Annotated in this window: 10 protein-coding genes; 2 read left to right on the forward strand and 8 right to left on the reverse strand. The window is 72.5% G+C overall.

The window, feature by feature from the left end:
* Positions 1–56: 56 nt before the first annotated feature.
* Both OG867_RS00215 and OG867_RS00220 read left to right on the forward strand, forming a co-directional pair.
* Positions 57–1085: a ParB/RepB/Spo0J family partition protein gene (locus OG867_RS00215; RefSeq protein WP_331720338.1), complete on the forward strand. Its 1029-nt coding sequence runs from the start codon at positions 57–59 to the stop codon at positions 1083–1085.
* A 94-nt stretch (positions 1086–1179) separates the two neighbouring features.
* A complete protein-coding gene (locus OG867_RS00220) occupies positions 1180–1905 on the forward strand; it encodes a helix-turn-helix domain-containing protein (protein WP_406290686.1) in 726 nt (241 codons plus the stop codon).
* A gap of 91 nt (positions 1906–1996) precedes the next feature.
* On the opposite strand, the gene OG867_RS00225 is transcribed toward OG867_RS00220, so the two are convergent.
* The 8 genes from OG867_RS00225 to OG867_RS00260 form a co-directional block, all read right to left on the reverse strand.
* Positions 1997–3343 (reverse strand): cytochrome P450, encoded by a 1347-nt coding sequence (locus OG867_RS00225; RefSeq protein WP_331720339.1) that lies wholly within the window; start codon positions 3341–3343, stop codon positions 1997–1999.
* Positions 3340–3882 carry a flavin reductase family protein gene (locus OG867_RS00230; protein ID WP_331720340.1) on the reverse strand — a complete coding sequence of 181 codons (543 nt, stop codon included), beginning with the start codon at positions 3880–3882 and terminating at the stop codon, positions 3340–3342. The genes OG867_RS00225 and OG867_RS00230 overlap by 4 nt, the downstream gene beginning before the upstream one ends.
* Entirely contained in the window at positions 3879–4250 is a 372-nt protein-coding gene (locus OG867_RS00235; protein ID WP_331720341.1) for a hypothetical protein, read from the reverse strand. Before OG867_RS00235 ends, OG867_RS00230 begins: the two co-directional genes overlap by 4 nt.
* Complete coding sequence (locus OG867_RS00240; protein WP_331720342.1) at positions 4243–10110, reverse strand: type I polyketide synthase; 5868 nt, start codon at positions 10108–10110, stop codon at positions 4243–4245. The genes OG867_RS00235 and OG867_RS00240 overlap by 8 nt, the downstream gene beginning before the upstream one ends.
* Positions 10107–11132 carry an enediyne biosynthesis protein gene (locus tag OG867_RS00245; protein ID WP_331720343.1) on the reverse strand — a complete coding sequence of 342 codons (1026 nt, stop codon included), beginning with the start codon at positions 11130–11132 and terminating at the stop codon, positions 10107–10109. The genes OG867_RS00240 and OG867_RS00245 overlap by 4 nt, the downstream gene beginning before the upstream one ends.
* Before the next feature lie 2 nt (positions 11133–11134).
* Positions 11135–13060 (reverse strand): VCBS repeat-containing protein, encoded by a 1926-nt coding sequence (locus OG867_RS00250; protein ID WP_328904608.1) that lies wholly within the window; start codon positions 13058–13060, stop codon positions 11135–11137.
* Complete coding sequence (locus tag OG867_RS00255) at positions 13057–14079, reverse strand: DUF1702 family protein (RefSeq protein ID WP_328904609.1); 1023 nt, start codon at positions 14077–14079, stop codon at positions 13057–13059. Before OG867_RS00255 ends, OG867_RS00250 begins: the two co-directional genes overlap by 4 nt.
* A gap of 80 nt (positions 14080–14159) precedes the next feature.
* Entirely contained in the window at positions 14160–15152 is a 993-nt protein-coding gene (locus tag OG867_RS00260; RefSeq protein ID WP_328904756.1) for a DUF1702 family protein, read from the reverse strand.
* Between the last annotated feature and the right edge of the window lie 78 nt (positions 15153–15230).

The raw sequence follows: 15230 nt of genomic DNA on the forward strand, positions 1-15230 counted from the left end.
AAATCGTTCCACCTCTCTACGTCGGGAACAGTTCACCCCCACTTCCAGGAGCACCCATGAGCGGTTCTGCCGAGGAACAGACGGAGCTACCCGCCCATTTCACCCAGCCGGTGCGCATCCGCGATCTGGCACCGGGCCGCTCACCGCGTCTGGACGGGATCGACGAGGCGCACGCCCGGCGGCTCGCCGAGGTGTACGACTCGCTGCCGCCGGTCCTGGTGCAGCGCCCGACGATGCGGGTCATCGACGGGATGCACCGGCTGCGGGCCGCCGAGATCCTCGGGCACGAGGTGCTGCGGGCGCAGTTCTTCGACGGCGCCGACGAGGAGGCGTTCATCCAGTCCGTCGCCCGGAACATCGCGCACGGACTGCCGCTCTCGACCGCCGACCGGAAGGCCGCAGCGGACCGGATCCTGCGGTCGTTCCCCGCCATGTCGGACCGGAGCATCGGCATCTACACCGGGCTCGACGCGAAGACGGTGGCCGGGGTCCGGCACCGTTCAACCGTGGATTCTCCGCAGCTGAACATGCGTGTCGGGCGCGATGGCAAGGCCCATCCGCTGGACCGCACCACCGAGCGCCGGCAGGCCGCCGAACTCATCTCACTGCGCCCGGGCCTGACCCTGCGCATGGTGGCCCAGCGCACCGGACTCTCCCTGGGCACCGCCCACGACGTACGGCAGCGGCTGCTGCGCGGTGAGGACCCGGCGCCCCAGCCGGGACCCCGTTCCGCGGCGCGCCCGGCGGCCCGCGACACGGCGGCCCGCGACACGGCGGCCCGCGACACGGAGGGCCCGCGCCCCGCGGCGCCCGTCCGCCGGGCCCCGTCCGGCGGGGGCCGCACCGTGACGACCCGGGACGCTCTGGACATCCTGCGGAGCCTGGCCGGTGACCCGGCGCTGCGGCAGACCGATTCCGGGCGCGACTTCGTCCGGTGGCTGCACGCCCATTTCCTCACCGACGAGGCATGGCGGCGCCAGACACCGGCCATCCCGGCGCACAGCCGGCAGGCGATCGCCGACGTGGCGATGAAGTGCTCGGATTCGTGGCGACGATTCGCCAATGAAATGAATACCGGCCGCTGAACATGCGGATCATGACCCGATCGAAGTTATCCGGAAGGGATCTCTTGTGACTTCTCCATCGGTCAACCAGGCGATTCTTCGCGTCGTCGAGGAAATGCATGAGCGTCTCGATCAGGAACTCACGATCGATGACATGGCACGCGTTGCCATGTTCAGCAAGTTCCATTTCACCCGGATCTTCCGGCACACCACGGGGACGTCACCGCGGCGGTTCCTCTCCGCGCTCCGGATTCAGGAGGCGAAGCATCTTCTCGTCTCCACCGACATGAGCGTCGCGGACGTGAGCAGCCGGGTCGGCTACAGCAGCGTCGGGACGTTCAGCACGCGGTTCAAGACGTGTGTGGGGGTGTCGCCGAGCATGTACCGGGAGAGCGGCGGCGATGTGTCGGCGCTCGGCCCGGCCCCGGTCCGCGCCGCCGGCGACGGCCCCGCGCCGCTCACCATCCGGGGGCGGGCGGTGCTGCCCGGCGACCGGGCCCTGGGCCAGGTCTTCATCGGGCTCTTCCCCAGCGCGATCCTGCAGGGCCGGCCCGTCCGGCACACCGTCATGGACGGCCCCGGCCCCTTCCAGTTGCACGACGTGCCGCCCGGCACCTGGCACGTACTGGCCTACTCCGTCCCGTACGGCACTCCGCTCCCCGCCGGCCAGGGCGGGTACGCGCCGGACACCCTCAGCATCGGCCGGTACGGACCGGTCACCGTGCAGCCCGGGGTCGCGGTGCTGCCCGCCGACATCGTGCTGCGCCCGGCCGATCCGCTGGACCCGCCCATCCTCGTCGCCCTCTCGGGCCGGGACCTCCGCACTCCGGTCGCCGCCTGAGAAGCCCCCGGGCGGCCGGGGCACACGAAGGGGCCGGCGGTGCGAATCCCCCTCGCACCGCCGGCCCCTTCGTGTGCCGCGACCGCCGGCCTCAGCGGTTCCGGCCGACCGTCATCGGCAGCCCGTCCGCCATCCGCAGCGAGAGCATCGCCTCGGGGACGGCCTTGTGCCCCGGTACGGAGTCGAGCGTCAGGTCCCGGGTGACCAGGGCCGTGACGAACACCGCCTCCATCATCCCGAGGTTGCTGCCCACGCAGTACCGGGGCCCGGCCCCGAACGGGATGTACGCGTAGCGCGGGCGGTGCGCGACCCGCTGGGGGTCGAACCGCTCCGGGTCGAACCGCTCGGGGTCCGTCCACAGCCCCGGGTGCCGGTGCAGGATGTACGGGCTGATCAGGACGTCCGCCCCGGCCGACACCTCGTATCCGCCGACGTTGTCCGCCCGCTGGGCGATGCGGGGCAGCACCCAGACCGGCGGGTAGAGGCGCATGACCTCCTGGATGACCATGGTGGTGTAGGACAGCCGGTGCAGGTCGTCCAGGACCGGGGCACGGTCCCCCAGGATCTCCCGGGCCTCCTGGCGGACCTTCTCCCGGACCTCGGGGTGCCGGTCGAGCAGGTGGAAGGTCCACCCCAGCGTGCTGGCGGTCGTCTCGTGCCCGGCGAGCAGCAGGGTCACCAGCTCGTCGCGCAGCTGCTCCGGGGCGCCGTCGACGCTCTCCGCCTCGGCCGCCGCCAGGATCATCCTGGCCAGCGCGTCGTCGGGCGCCGCTCCCCCGCTCATCCGGCCGCGCCGGTCGGCGATGAGGGCGTCGGCGATCCGGTGCAGCTCGCGGCGGGCGGTGCGGAACCGGCGCTGCCGGGGCAGCGGCAGCCACGCGGGCACCTTGTCCATCGTCACCATGTCGAACATGGCCTGGTCCTGCACCGCCTCGAAGGCGTGGGCCACCTCGCCGTAGCCGTCGAGGCCGGTGTCCAGGAGCGTGCGGCCGAGGACGCCCAGGGTCAGCTGGGTGACCAGGTGCATGAGGTTCACGGGGGCCGCGCCCTCGTGCCGGGCGAGGAGCGCGACGAACTTCTCCGCCTCCTCCGCCACGGTCTCGGCCTGCTGGGCGATCCGGGCCGGCTTGAACGCCGGCTGGACGGTCCGGCGTTGCTTGCGCCAGACCGGGCCCTCGCTGGTCAGCAGGCCGTCGCCGAGGGCACTGCGGGCCTGCACCAGGCCGATGCCCTTGTGGTAGTTGTCGCTGTTGTCGGCCAGGACGTGTTTGGCGTAGTCGGGATGGTTGAAGATGTAGAGCTTCTTCGGGCCGATGGCGACCCGGACCGCGTCGCCCAGGGCCGCCGCGTCCCGCATCAGGCCGAGACGGTCCGTGGCCAGTTTGCGCAGCAGTCCCGGGAGCGCGGAGACCGGCGGTTCGGCCGGCCGGGCGGTCATGCCGCCTCGCGTTCTTCGGTGAGGCCCCGGAAGCGCCCGCTCCGGAAGACCAGGGTGTCGGCGGCCGGCGGCCGCTTGCGCGCGGCGACGACCCGGCCGATGAAGATGGTGTGGTCGCCGCCGTCGTAGACCTCCTGCCGCACGCACTCGAAGTGCGCGTCGGCCCCGGCGATCAGCGGGGCGTCGGTGGCCCGGCCCGGCTCCCACCCGACCGTGGCGAACTGGCTGAGCCCCGAGGGCCGGGTGGGGTCCGCGAAGTGCCGGGCGACGTCCTCCTGCCCGGCCGCCAGTACGGAGACCGAGAAGTCCTCCGCGCCGGTGAGGCTGCCGTGCATGACGGCCTCCTTGCCGACACAGACCAGGACGAGCGGGGGGTCGAGGGAGAGGGCGGTGAACGAGTTGGCGGTCATGCCCCGCCAGGCGTGGCCGCCGACGGTGACGACGGTCACCCCGGTGGCGAAGGTCCCGAAGGCGCCGCGCAGCTGCCGGGTGTCGGTGAGGTCGACGTCCTCCGCGGTGCGGGTGGTTACCAGGCTCATGCGGAACTCCCAGCCGGTGTCGAGAGGATGGACGGGCTGATCCCGGCGATGCGTTCCCGGCCGCGGGCGACCAGGATCCCCTCGCCGTGCGCCCCCTGCTTGTACTGGTGGTACGTCAGCTCCAGCTCTCCGGGCGCGGTGCCGGTGACCCGGACCCGGACGAGCACGGCGTCACCGGGCTCGGTCTCGGTCAGGGCCTCGCAGTCCATCTCCCGGGTGCTCAGCGGTTCGGCGGGGAACTCCGCCTGTTCCAGGGTCAGTTCACGGCACTGCTCCTGGCGCAGGAGGCAGCCGAGATAGGAGCCGTCGGCCTCGGCCTCGGCCTCCGTCCCGGTGGCCGTGAAGTGGTATTCGTACGTCTCACCCACGGCCCTCGCCCCCCTCCCCCGGTCCCGCCAGGACGGCGAAGACGGCGGGTTCCAGCGAGGTGCGCAGCGCGGTGACGAAGGTGGCGATCTCCAGGTCCCCGCTCTTGAAGAGCACCCAGTTGTCCTTGGTCTGCGGGAGCAGGGACAGGGACGTGCTGGTGAGGTGTCCGGCCTTCTTCAGGCACTCCACCGCGCTCCACACCCGGGTGGCCGCGGTGTCCGGGGCCTCGCCGGTCGTGCCCGCCACCAGGGCGGCCAGCGGGGCGTGGTCGCCCAGGAGGCCCGTCCAGTCCTTCTGCGTGCGTACGCAGACGGCCTCGACGTCACACGCGACGGCGGTGTCGGACACGGTCGCCAGGGTGAGGTTCATGCCGTGGGCGGCGGACACGTGCTGCCCGGTGGCGAGTTCGGGCTTGCCGTCGGGCCGGTAGCGCAGCTCGGCGGGTGCGCCCAGCGCGCGCTGCACGGCGGTGAGGGTCGCGGCCCGGCGGGTCCGGACCACCTTCTTGGTCCTGGTCGCCACCGCTCCGGGCCCGGGGGCGTCGGTGTCGTCGTCCGGGTCGGGTTCGACCACGACCGCGATGCTCGCGCCGAGGACCTCCTCCAGCGACCGTTCCAGGTAGGAGCCGAGGAGCGCCGGCGGCCAGGGCCCCGAGCCGTCGTTCTTGCGCACGGCGTGCAGGGTGAGCCCGTCCCACCGCTCGACCACGGTGCCGTCCGGGGTGCGTACGGCGATGTCGTAGATGTACGTGTCACCGTCCCGGGACCGTTCGGTGGCGCAGTAGCGCAGCTCGTCCGGGTCGCCGGGCAGCTTGGCGGCGGTCAGCGGCGTCAGGCGTTCGATGCCGGACGGCAGCAGGGTGGCGTCGGGGACGCAGACCTGGTTGCCGTGCATGAGCGCGTCGCGCATGCCGGGGTCGGCGAGCAGCAGGGTCGCGGGGAGGTAGCCGGCGAACCAGCCGCCGGTGCCGGCCAGGGTGAGGTCGGCGTCGACGTCCCGGGCGGCGGCGCGGTGGTAGCGGCGCAGCCGCTGGAAGCGGGTGCCCTGGAAGAGCACGCTCCCGTACAGGTCGGCGTCCGGGTCGAGCGGCACCTGGCCGAGCGGTGCGGTGCTGACGTCGGGCCGTCCTTCCTCCGGCGGTGTCGTCGTGTAGACCACGCGGGCCCGGAAGTGCTCGGCGGCGTAACCGGTCTCCTTGGTGAAGACGGCGACGTCGACGGTGTCGGGTCCGGTGACGGTGGCGGCGATGCGGATGTGCGCGGAGCCGTCCGGCGGGACGACGATCGGCCGGGTGAACCGCACGTCCTCCAGGACGGGTGTGCCGGTCCGGCCGGTGGCCGCGAAGGCGACCTGGGTCATGGCCTCCATGCCCATGACGGCGGGCATCAGCAGGTTGCCGTCGAGGTGGTGGTCGGCGAGGTAGGGGTCGGAGCCGACGTTGAGTTCCGCCTCGGTGATCAGCTCGACGTCGTGGTAGCGGATGAGCGGGGTGGCGGTGAACCGCAGCAGCGGCAGCGGCGGCTGGTGGCGGCGGACCGTGGCGACGCCTTCGGTACGGCCGCTGACGACGGAGACGACGGGCGCGTCCGGGTCCGTGATGAGGCGGAGCAGGATCTCCACGCCCTGCTCGGGCGAGACGGGGGCGATGCCCTCGCGGGCCAGCGTCTCCACGACGGAGAGCTTCTCGCCCATGCCGACACCGGACCAGACGGACCACTCCACGCACCGGGCCCGCAGCCCCGGGTGGTCCCGGGCGACGCTCTCGGTGAGGTCGGCCAGCCACTCGTTGGCGGTGGCGTAGTGCGCCTCGCCCTTCAGGCCGGCCCGGCCGATGATGCTGCCGAAGGTGACGAGGAGCTTGAGGTTCTGCGCGCCGACCGCGTCCAGGACGTGCTGGAGGCCGTTGACCTTGGGCGCGAAGGTGCGCCGGAGGTCGTCGCGCCGCAGCGCGGTCAGCGGGGCGGGTTCGTTGCGCCCCGCACCGTGCAGCAGACCGGTGACCGGTCCGAGCCGCCCGGTCAGCTCCGCGAGGGCCGCCCGGACCTGGGCGGGGTCGGTGACGTCCGCACGCGCGTAGTGCACGGGCACGCCGCCGTCCGTCATCCGGGCGAGGTTCGCGGCGAGTTCGGCGTCCGCCGCCGCGTCGGACCGTCCCATGACGGCCAGGGCCGCCCCGGTGTCACGGGCGATGGCGAGGGCGCACTCCGCGGAGATGCCCTTGCCGCCCCCGGTGACCAGGAGGACGTCGGAAGCGCCGATCGGCGGGTCGTTGTGCTCGGCGCGGACGGGCAGGGCCCGGAGCGTCGGCACCCGGCGCACGCCGTCCTCGCCGTAGTGGGCCTCGGAGAACCGGACGGCGCCACGGGTGGCGGCGACCTCCGCGAGGACCCGTTCCACCAGGTGCGCGCCGGGCGGCGTGTGCACGATGGTGACGCGGAGCCGGGGCTCCTCCTGGGCGAGGGTCTTGACGAGGCCGGCGGCGCCGCGCCCCGACTGGACGAGGACACAGCGCGGTTCGGCGTCCTGGGAGGCGACGGCGAGGGCCGTCTTCGCCCCGTCGAGCGCGTGCTGCAGGGCCTCCTCGGAGCACTGCTCGGGCAGCCGTATCAGGATGCCGGGACCGTACGGGGACGCCTGGAGCGCGGTACGGATCTCCTCGGCCCCGGTGTCCCCGGCGTCCGCGAACAGCTGCCAGGTGCTGGTGCCCTCCCCGGCGCGCGGGGCGGCGGGCAGCGGCAGTGCCTCGGGGGCCACGGAGAAGGCGCGGGCCCAGGGCGCGGCACCGATGACGACCGGGCCCGCCGCGTCCGGAGCGTCGGCCGTCGCGGCCAGCTCCTCCAGGGCCTCGGCGAGGAGCCGTACGGAGGCGGTCGCGAAGTTGGTCGGCATCCGGGCGGCGGAGAGGCCCAGTTGGGTAGCCGCCTGGTTGACGATCTGGCCCACCGTGATGGAGCTGAGGTGCAGGTCGTCCAGGAGGCTGGTCTCGGGTCCGACGAGCTCGGCCGGGAGTTCGGCGCGCTCGGCCACCAGGGCGGTGAGCACCTCCAGGACGGACCGGCCGGCGTCCGCGCCCTCGGTGCCCGTGGCGTCGGCGTCCGCCGGGGAGGCGGCCGGGGCGACGGCGGGCAGGTCCAGGAGCGGGGCCTGCTCGCAGGGGCTGGAGAGGAACGTGCGGGCGGCGCCGATCTCCAGCGGCCGGGTGAGCCGGTGCCGGAACAGGCGCTCGTGGGCGACGGGCGCCCCGCTCACCCAGGCGGCCGCCACGACGCGGAGCAGCGAGCGGACGGACTCGTCGTCGGTGTTCAGGGCGACGGCGGGGACGCCCGTGGCGTTGCCGGCCAGCGCGGAGAGCACCCGGCCCGGGCCGACCTCGATGAACAGGTCGGTGTCACCGGCCGCCCGGGCCACGGCCTGGGAGAACCGGACAGGGGCGGTGATCTGACGGCGGAGCAGGTCCGGGACGGAGGTGTCCGGGGTGAGTTCGGCACCGGTGACCGTGGAGATCACACGGCGTCCGGGGGCCGGGTGGGCCCGGTCGTCCAGCCAGGTGCCGAAGGAGTCGGCGGCGGGGGCGACCAGGGGCGAGTGGAAGGCGTGCGAGACCGGCAGCCGGGTGCAGGGGACGCCCTCCTCGGCGGCGCGCGCGGCCAGCGCGTCCACGGCGTCGACCGGTCCCGCGACAACGGTCTGGGCCGGGCCGTTGTAGCCGGAGACGACGACGGGCAGGCCCTGGGCGAGGCGTTCGGCGGTCTCGGGCCCGGCGGCCAGGGAGGCCATGGTGCCCGAGGCGCTGTGGTCGGCCATGGCCTGTCCGCGTACCCGGGCCGTCTCCAGGAGCTGGGCGGCGGTCAGGGAGCCTGCCCAGTGCAGGGCGGAGATCTCGCCGAGGCTGTGGCCGACCGCGAGGCCGGCCTCGATGCCGAGGGAGTCCAGGACCCTGAGCCCGGCCAGCGAGCCGGTGGCGATGCGCGGCTGGGCCGTCTCGGTGGCCGTCATGTCGCCCGTGGTGGGCAGGGCGGCGGTGGCGTACGCCTCGGCGGCCTCCGGGAAGCGCCTCGCGAGGGCTCCGCCGGTGGTGCTGGTGCCCGATCCCTGGCCGGGGAAGAGGAAGCCGATGCGGGGCTCGTCGGCGGCGTGGCCCAGGAAGGTGTTCCCGTCCGCGGTGAAGGCCGTCGCGCGTGCGTCGCGCTGGTCGACGGCGGTGATCAGGCGGCGCAGCTGCCGTTCGGCGTCCTCGGGTGAGGTGACGACGGCGGCGGCCCGCCAGGGAAGGTCGCGCAGTTCGCGCTGGAGGAGGGCGGCGAGGTCGGTGATCTGGCCGTAGGAGAGCCGGATCGTCTCGTCGGCGGCCCGGGTGAGGCGGTCGCGCAGTTCACCGGGCGAGTCCGCGTCGAAGAGCAGGACCTCGGCGTCCTGGAGCGAACCGGCGAGGTCGAGGGAGCGGCGGGCGAGCGGCTTGCGCTGCTGCGGCTCGGGCTTGTCGAGGACGATGTGGGTGTTGATGCCGCCGAAGCCCATCGCGGTGATTCCGGCGCGCAGCGGGGCGTCCTCGGGCCAGGGTTCGGCCGTGCGCAGGGCCCGCAGGTTGGCGTCGTCGGCGGTGAGGAGGTCGTGCGGGTCGGCGCAGCCGATGGTGGGCGGCAGCATGCGCGCGTCGACGGCGAGCGCCGCCTTGATCAGGCCGGCGACGCCGGCGGCGGCCTTGGTGTGGCCGATCATGCCCTTGATGGAGGTGATGACCGCCGAGCCCGGTTCGGCGCCCGCCCGGGCGCGGAACTCGCCGAGTGAGGTGAGCTCGGTGGCGTCGCCGACCTCGGTGCCGGTGCCGTGGCCCTCGAAGAGCGGCACGGTCTCGATGCCGAAGCCGGCCTGTTCGTAGGCGCGCCGCAGGGCGAGCTGGTAGCCGCTGACCTCGGGGCGGGTGATGCCGCCCTGGCCGTCGGAGGAGATGCCCCAGCCGGCGATGGTGGCGTAGATGCGGTGACCGCCGGCGAGCGCGTCCTCCTCGCGCATGAGGACGACCATGCCGCAGCCCTCGCCGGGCCAGAAGCCGTTGGAGCCCTGGTCGTAGAGGCGCATCTCGCCGCGTGCGAGGGCGCCGGTCTTGGCGAAGCCGATGACCTCGAACGGGTCGATGGACAGGTCGACGCCGCCGGCGACGGCGATGTCCGTGACGCCGCTGAGCAGGGAGGCACTGGCGGTCGTGACGGCCAGCAGGGAGGAGGAGCAGGCGCCGTCGACGGTGTATCCGCCGCCGTTGAGGTCGAAGTAGTTGCAGATGCGTCCGGCGATGGTGTTGGCGAGGCCGCCGGCGAGGGTGTCCTCGTCGGTGGGCGGGAACGGCCGCTTGTAGTCCTCCTCCATTCCGGCGGCGAACTCGGCGATCCGTTCGTCCTCCCAGCCGAGGTCCTTGAGCGCCCCGGTCAGCACCCGTCGTACGTAGGGCCAGCGCAGGCGCATCACGTTGGCGCGGGAGAACTCGCCGGTGAGGGTGTTGCCGATGACGACGCCGGTGGTCTCGCGGGGCAGCCCGGCCGCGTCGGGGAAGCCGGCGTCGGCGAGGGCGCGGCCCGCGGTGTCCAGGGCCAGCCAGTGGGTGAGGTCGGTGGACCGGTAGGTGCTGCCGGCGGTCCGGTGGGCGACGCGGTCGAACTCGTAGTTCTCCAGGAGCGCCGCCGTACGGGAGTAGAAGCGGTCGGGGACGGTGGGGTCGGGGTCGTAGTAGTCCTCCAGGCGCATCCGCTCGTCCGGGAGCCTGCGGAAGGCGCGGCGGCCGGCGACGGCGTTGTCCCACAGTTCGCGGGGGGAGGCGGCGTCGGGGTACCGGCACGCCATGCCGACGATGGCGATCCTGCTCATGCGGGCACCGACTCCTTCTGTTCTCCGGGCGACACGCCGTTGAGGGACGTGGCGGCCGGGGCGGGACGGAGGGGGACGACCTCGGACACGGCCTTGGGCTGCGCGGCGGTGTCCTTGTCGGCGGTGGCGTGGATCCACCACAGGTAGCCGCCGCGGATCAGGCAGACGAGCGCGGTGGCGAAGAAGATGCCGTAGGCGATGTGCAGGGCCGTCAGGAGGCCGTACATCGCGGCGACTCCGCCGCCGAAGGCGATCTGGGCGGTCCGCTTGGACGGCGAGGTGCCCGGGTCGGTGATCATGTAGTTGGTGAAGAGGACGAAGGCGGTGCCGGTCATCATGCCCAGGGCCGCCGGGATGGAGGTCCCGAAGATCAGGCCGCGCACGATGGCCTGGAGGGCGAAGCCGCCGACCCAGGCGGCGATCAGCCACATGCGGTCCGTGAGCTTGGCGTTGAGCATGGTGCCGAGCACGATGATGATGCCGGGCAGGACCCAGTCGGCGGGCCCGTAGAGGTACTCGGTGAAGTGGTACGGCGGGGCGATGCTGGCCCAGGGGAACAGCATCAGGATGACCGCGATGCCGAAGTTCGACGGGTTCATGAAGTGGCGCATCCGGCCGCGCAGCGGCGCGCGCAGCACCCATTTGGTGCCGACGGCGACGATCACGCCGAAGATCATGACCCAGATCCGGTCGTTGACGTAGGTCAGCATGTTCACGGCCAGGCCGGTGATGTGCGAGGGGAGCAGGAACTGCATCAGTCCGCGCGGGCCGCCGCCGAGGAAGCGGGCCCTGCGGCCCTCGACCCGGGCGCTGACGGCTTCCAGGGCGATCTCCAGGGTGTACGCCGTCGCGAGGGCGACCAGCGGCCAGGTCCATGCCTGTTCGAAGCCGAGGACGGTGTAGCCGAGGATGTTGAGCACCGAGATCGAGAGCGCGAACCGGGTCAGGGCCTTGATGACCTTGGCGTCGTGCCGGGGGGCGCTCTGCGCCTTGATCGGGGTGGGGGTCTGCTGGTCGGTCATGGTCACTTCTCCTTGGCCGTGACGCCGAGCTGGAGGCAGTGCCAGCCGGGGTTCAGCTGAAGGTCCTGGTGGTGTACCTGGCCGGAGCGGTCGCGCCAGACGAGGTTGACCTTGAGCGGTCCGTCCGGCTGGTCGCCGAGTCCGATGTGGATGTCGCTGCTGCGGCGTCCGGAGTGCCCGCCGCCGCCGTCGACGCGGCCGACGCGCACGCTGCCGTCGGAGCGGGTCACCGTGGCCTGGGCGCCGATGACGGGCGAGCCGTCGGCGTCGACCAGCTTGAGTCCGAGGTAGTCGCCGGGGTTCTTGCTGGTGTTGCTGTAGAAGACGGGCTCGCCCCACTGGCGGGCGACGGCCATGTCGAGCCGGCCGTCCCCGTCGACGTCACCGGTGGCGACGCCCCGGGTGGGCACCGGTACGGCGAGGCCGAGCGCGGGGGCCAGGTTGGCGTAGGAGCCGTCCGGGCTCTTGGAGAACAGGTGCAGCGCCTGGTCGCCGGCCAGGTCGTCGCCCTCGCGCAGGTTGGGCCACCACATCGGGTGGCGCACCAGGGCGTCGTTGGCGGTGGCGAGCTCCTGGAGCTGGGGCCAGCGGTTGGTCTTGCCCTTGACGAAGCCGGTGGCCTGCGCGATCTCCAGGTCGCCGTTGTTGTCGAAGTCGCCGGTCTTGACGTCCCAGCCCCAGCCGGACCACGCCAGGTTCAGCGGGGCGCTGTGGTCGGTGAAGGGGGCGATGCCGTCGCGCATCTTGGCGCGTACGTCCTTCTTGTCGCGGGCGGAGTCGATGAACGCGAAGTTCGACTCCTGGATGCCGAACGACGTGGTGATGTTCGAGACGAACGCGTCGTACAGGCCGTCGTTGTCGAGGTCGCCGAAGTCGACGCCCATGCCCTTGAAGGAGCTGCGGCCCATCTGCTTGGACTTCGGGATGGTCGAGCTGTACGCGGACTTCACCTCGGCGAACCGGATCTTTCCGGGGCGGGAGACGTTGTGGAGCAGGGCGGAGGTGCCGAAGTCGTGGCCGAGGTACAGCTCGGGGAGCTGGTCGCCGTCGAGGTCGTTGGCGGAGGCGGCCAGGGTCCAGCCGTGGCTGATGCCGGCGGGGACGGCGCCCTTGACCTCGCTGTAGCCGTTCTCGGTCCAGCGGAAGATGTGGGAGCCGCCGCCGTTCTGGGCGTGCGACAGCGAGTCGTTCATGGTGACCCCGCCGTCCTTGGACGGGTCGAGGACGGGGCTGTCGGGGAAGTAGTTCCCGATGAGGATGTCGTTGTGGCCGTCACCGTCGAAGTCCGCGACGGCGGCGGTGTTGGAGTTCCACAGCGGGCCGTTGTACGTCGTGCCGCCGGCGCCGGGGACGAGTTCGACGGGGGTGAAGCCGTCGGGGCTCATCTTCGTGAGGTCCTGGCCGGCGCCCCGCGTGCCCTGGAAGATCACCGGCGTACGGCCCCAGTAGGTGACCAGGAGGTCGGTGACGCCGTCCTCGTTGAAGTCACCGGGGGTGCAGCCCATGGGGGCCATGGTCGTGCTGGTCGGCAGCGGGGCCGGGGCCAGCACGAACGGCTCGTAGGCGGGGCTGGTGCGGTTCGGGGAGGGGGCCGGTGTCACCACGACCTGGTCGATGCGCGGGTCGGTGACGCACAGGTCGTTGGGCAGGGAGTCGCCGTCGATGTCGTTCATGGCGATGCCGGCGCCGACGGAGGAGATCCAGGCGTCGATGTGCTCGTACGCCTTGTTGACCTTGCGGATGGTCTGCTGCTTGTAGCCGGCGGGCATCGCGATCGACTCGGCCTTGAAGGTGAAGTGCGAGGCCATGGCGCTCTTGTCGGCCGCGCTGGAGACGGGCAGGCGCACCGCGTAGAAGGTGCCCACCATCAGGGCGAGGGCGAGAACACCCGGCGCCTGCTTCCGCAACCAGATCCGTGGGTGGGTCATGAGAGGGCATCTTTCTGCGCGAGGGGAAGGGCGGTGAGCCGGCCGGCGATCTGCTGCCGCCAGGTCTCGTATGCGGGTTCGCCGGACGGCCCGGTGGCGCGGGCGTCCGGGCCGGGCATGAGGTCGGTGCAGATCCGGGCCGCCTCGGCGGGGGTCCGGCCGCAGAGCACGCGTGCGGCGAGGTGGGTGTGGTCGATGGTCAGACCGGCCTTCTCCCGGGCCTCGGCGGCGAAGGCGGCGCCCTGGGCGAGCTGGTCGCGGTGCGGGCCGGACTGCTCGGCGAAGCGCCGGAGTTCGTCCTCGCCGACGCTGCCCGCGTAGGTGGCCGCGAGGCCGGCCCCGGCGTACATGTCCGCGTGCCGGTGCTCGGCGTAGGAGCGGATGAGTCCGGTGACGACGTCGGGGTCGGTCCCGCCGACGAACCACAGGGCCCGTCCGATGCCCTGGTCGACCGCGCGCAGGCTGTAGTCCGCGGGGCCGCCCGCCCAGGTGAAGGGGTGGACGCGGTCCGGGTCGCGCACATAGGCGTCGGTGCGGAAGTACGCCTGGTGGAAGCCGTAGCCGTCCAGGATCAGCCAGCGCAGCAGCGGGTCGGTGCGGGTCACGTCCGGCCACAGGAAGCGCGGGAGCCGGGCCATCGCCCAGCCGATGCCGACGTACACCATGTAGATGTGGTGCTGTCCCTGCCCGGCCAGGAGGCCGTCGAGCCGCTTGGTGCTGCCGGCGAGCGAGTCGAGCATGACGGCGCCCATGCCGGCGCCCTCGTACGCGAATCCGCGGTACCGCTCGTCGATGGTTTCGAGGCGTTCCTCGGCCTCGGCGGACGACCGTGCCTCGACCACGTACGCATACCCGTCGAGGAACGTTTTGCCGATCATTTCCAGCTGGTTCTTCGACGCCGCATCCTTCACGTGGAATCCGCGAACGTCCATTCTGGTCGCCGACACATTCGGCGTGAGAATCCTGCGCCTCGCCGCGCGAAGAAGTTTTGACACGTGAAGACCGTCCCTCGTCGTCATTTCTGCGATCGCATCCGATGCCTTCGGCTTTCCGGAAAAAAGTGCCTTCCGCAGCCGATCGGTGTCTACTCCGGGAATGCTCAGCCGGCGTTCACGGGGAGTTTTCCGCGCACCGATTCCCGCCACAGCTCATAGGCGGGCAGCGCGCCGTCGCCGGATTCCACCGCGCAGTCGTCGGCGAGTGCGGCGGCGTCCTCCACGGACAGGCCCGCGAGTTCGCGTACGGCGATACGGGTGTGCTCGGGGACCACGCGGGAGTGGTGCCGGGCCTTGCCGGCGAAGACCGAGCCCTGCGCCACCTGCGGCGCGTGCTCCCCGGCCAGCCGGCGCAGGGCGGCCAGGTCCTCGGCGTGGGACGAGCCGGCGAAGGTGGCCGCGAGTCCGACCCCGCTCCACAGGTCGGCGTGGCGCGCGGAGGCGAAGCGGCGGACGGCGGCGTCCACGTGGGCGGTGTGCGCGCCGTGGATGAACCACAGCGCGCGGCCGATGCCCTGGTCCACCGCGCGCGAGAAGTAGGCGGCGTCGCCCTGCCAGGGGTAGGCGGCGGGGGTGTGCTGCGCGTCGACGTGCCGGGCGGTGTCGAAGTACGCCTTGTCGAAGCCGTAGCCGTCCACGGCGAGCCAGCTCATCTGCGGGTAGAGCGGGGGGCCGTCCGCGCTGTCCGTGAGGTCGGGGAGGACCTTCTTCCACAGCGGCCGCGGCAGCCGGGCCATGGCGAACCCGATGCCGATGTAGTTCAGGAAGATGTGCGGGGCGCCGGGGCCGCGCAGCAGGTCGAGGGTCCGGTGGCCCTTCCCGGGGCCCATCGCGTCGCGCACGACGCAGGCCATGGTCGCGCCCTCGTAGGCGAAGCCCTGGAGCTCCGGGTCGACCAGGGCGAGATGGCGCTCGGTCTCCTTCGGGTCGCCGGCCTCGATGGCCCACTCGAACCCGCAGACGACCGCCTGCGGAATGGTCTCCAGCGCGCGGGTGTGCGCCGTCTCCTCGACGGGAAAACCTCGTCGGGCGAAGGTCACTTCGTCCAGGGACGGCGCCATGAGAATCCGGCGCAGTGCTCCCACAGCCGTCACGATCTGCCTCCTTCGGACCGCCACGGGAGGCGGTGGAGGCTTCATGGTGGGCGGGGCGCCGGGGGCGGGCATCTTCCGCTG

This window comes from Streptomyces sp. NBC_00209, assembly GCF_045206345.1.
In the GTDB taxonomy this organism is placed as follows: domain Bacteria; phylum Actinomycetota; class Actinomycetes; order Streptomycetales; family Streptomycetaceae; genus Streptomyces.

Bases quoted from the DNA above. Each gene is read 5' to 3' on its own strand.
- OG867_RS00215 (WP_331720338.1), top strand. From the start codon at position 57: ATGAGCGGTTCTGCCGAGGAACAGACGGAGCTACCCGCCCATTTCACC.
- OG867_RS00250 (WP_328904608.1), bottom strand. From the start codon at position 13,060: ATGACCCACCCACGGATCTGGTTGCGGAAGCAGGCGCCGGGTGTTCTC.
- OG867_RS00220 (WP_406290686.1), top strand. From the start codon at position 1,180: ATGCATGAGCGTCTCGATCAGGAACTCACGATCGATGACATGGCACGC.
- OG867_RS00245 (WP_331720343.1), bottom strand. From the start codon at position 11,132: ATGACCGACCAGCAGACCCCCACCCCGATCAAGGCGCAGAGCGCCCCC.
- OG867_RS00225 (WP_331720339.1), bottom strand. From the start codon at position 3,343: ATGACCGCCCGGCCGGCCGAACCGCCGGTCTCCGCGCTCCCGGGACTG.
- OG867_RS00255 (WP_328904609.1), bottom strand. From the start codon at position 14,079: ATGACGACGAGGGACGGTCTTCACGTGTCAAAACTTCTTCGCGCGGCG.
- OG867_RS00230 (WP_331720340.1), bottom strand. From the start codon at position 3,882: ATGAGCCTGGTAACCACCCGCACCGCGGAGGACGTCGACCTCACCGAC.
- OG867_RS00240 (WP_331720342.1), bottom strand. From the start codon at position 10,110: ATGAGCAGGATCGCCATCGTCGGCATGGCGTGCCGGTACCCCGACGCC.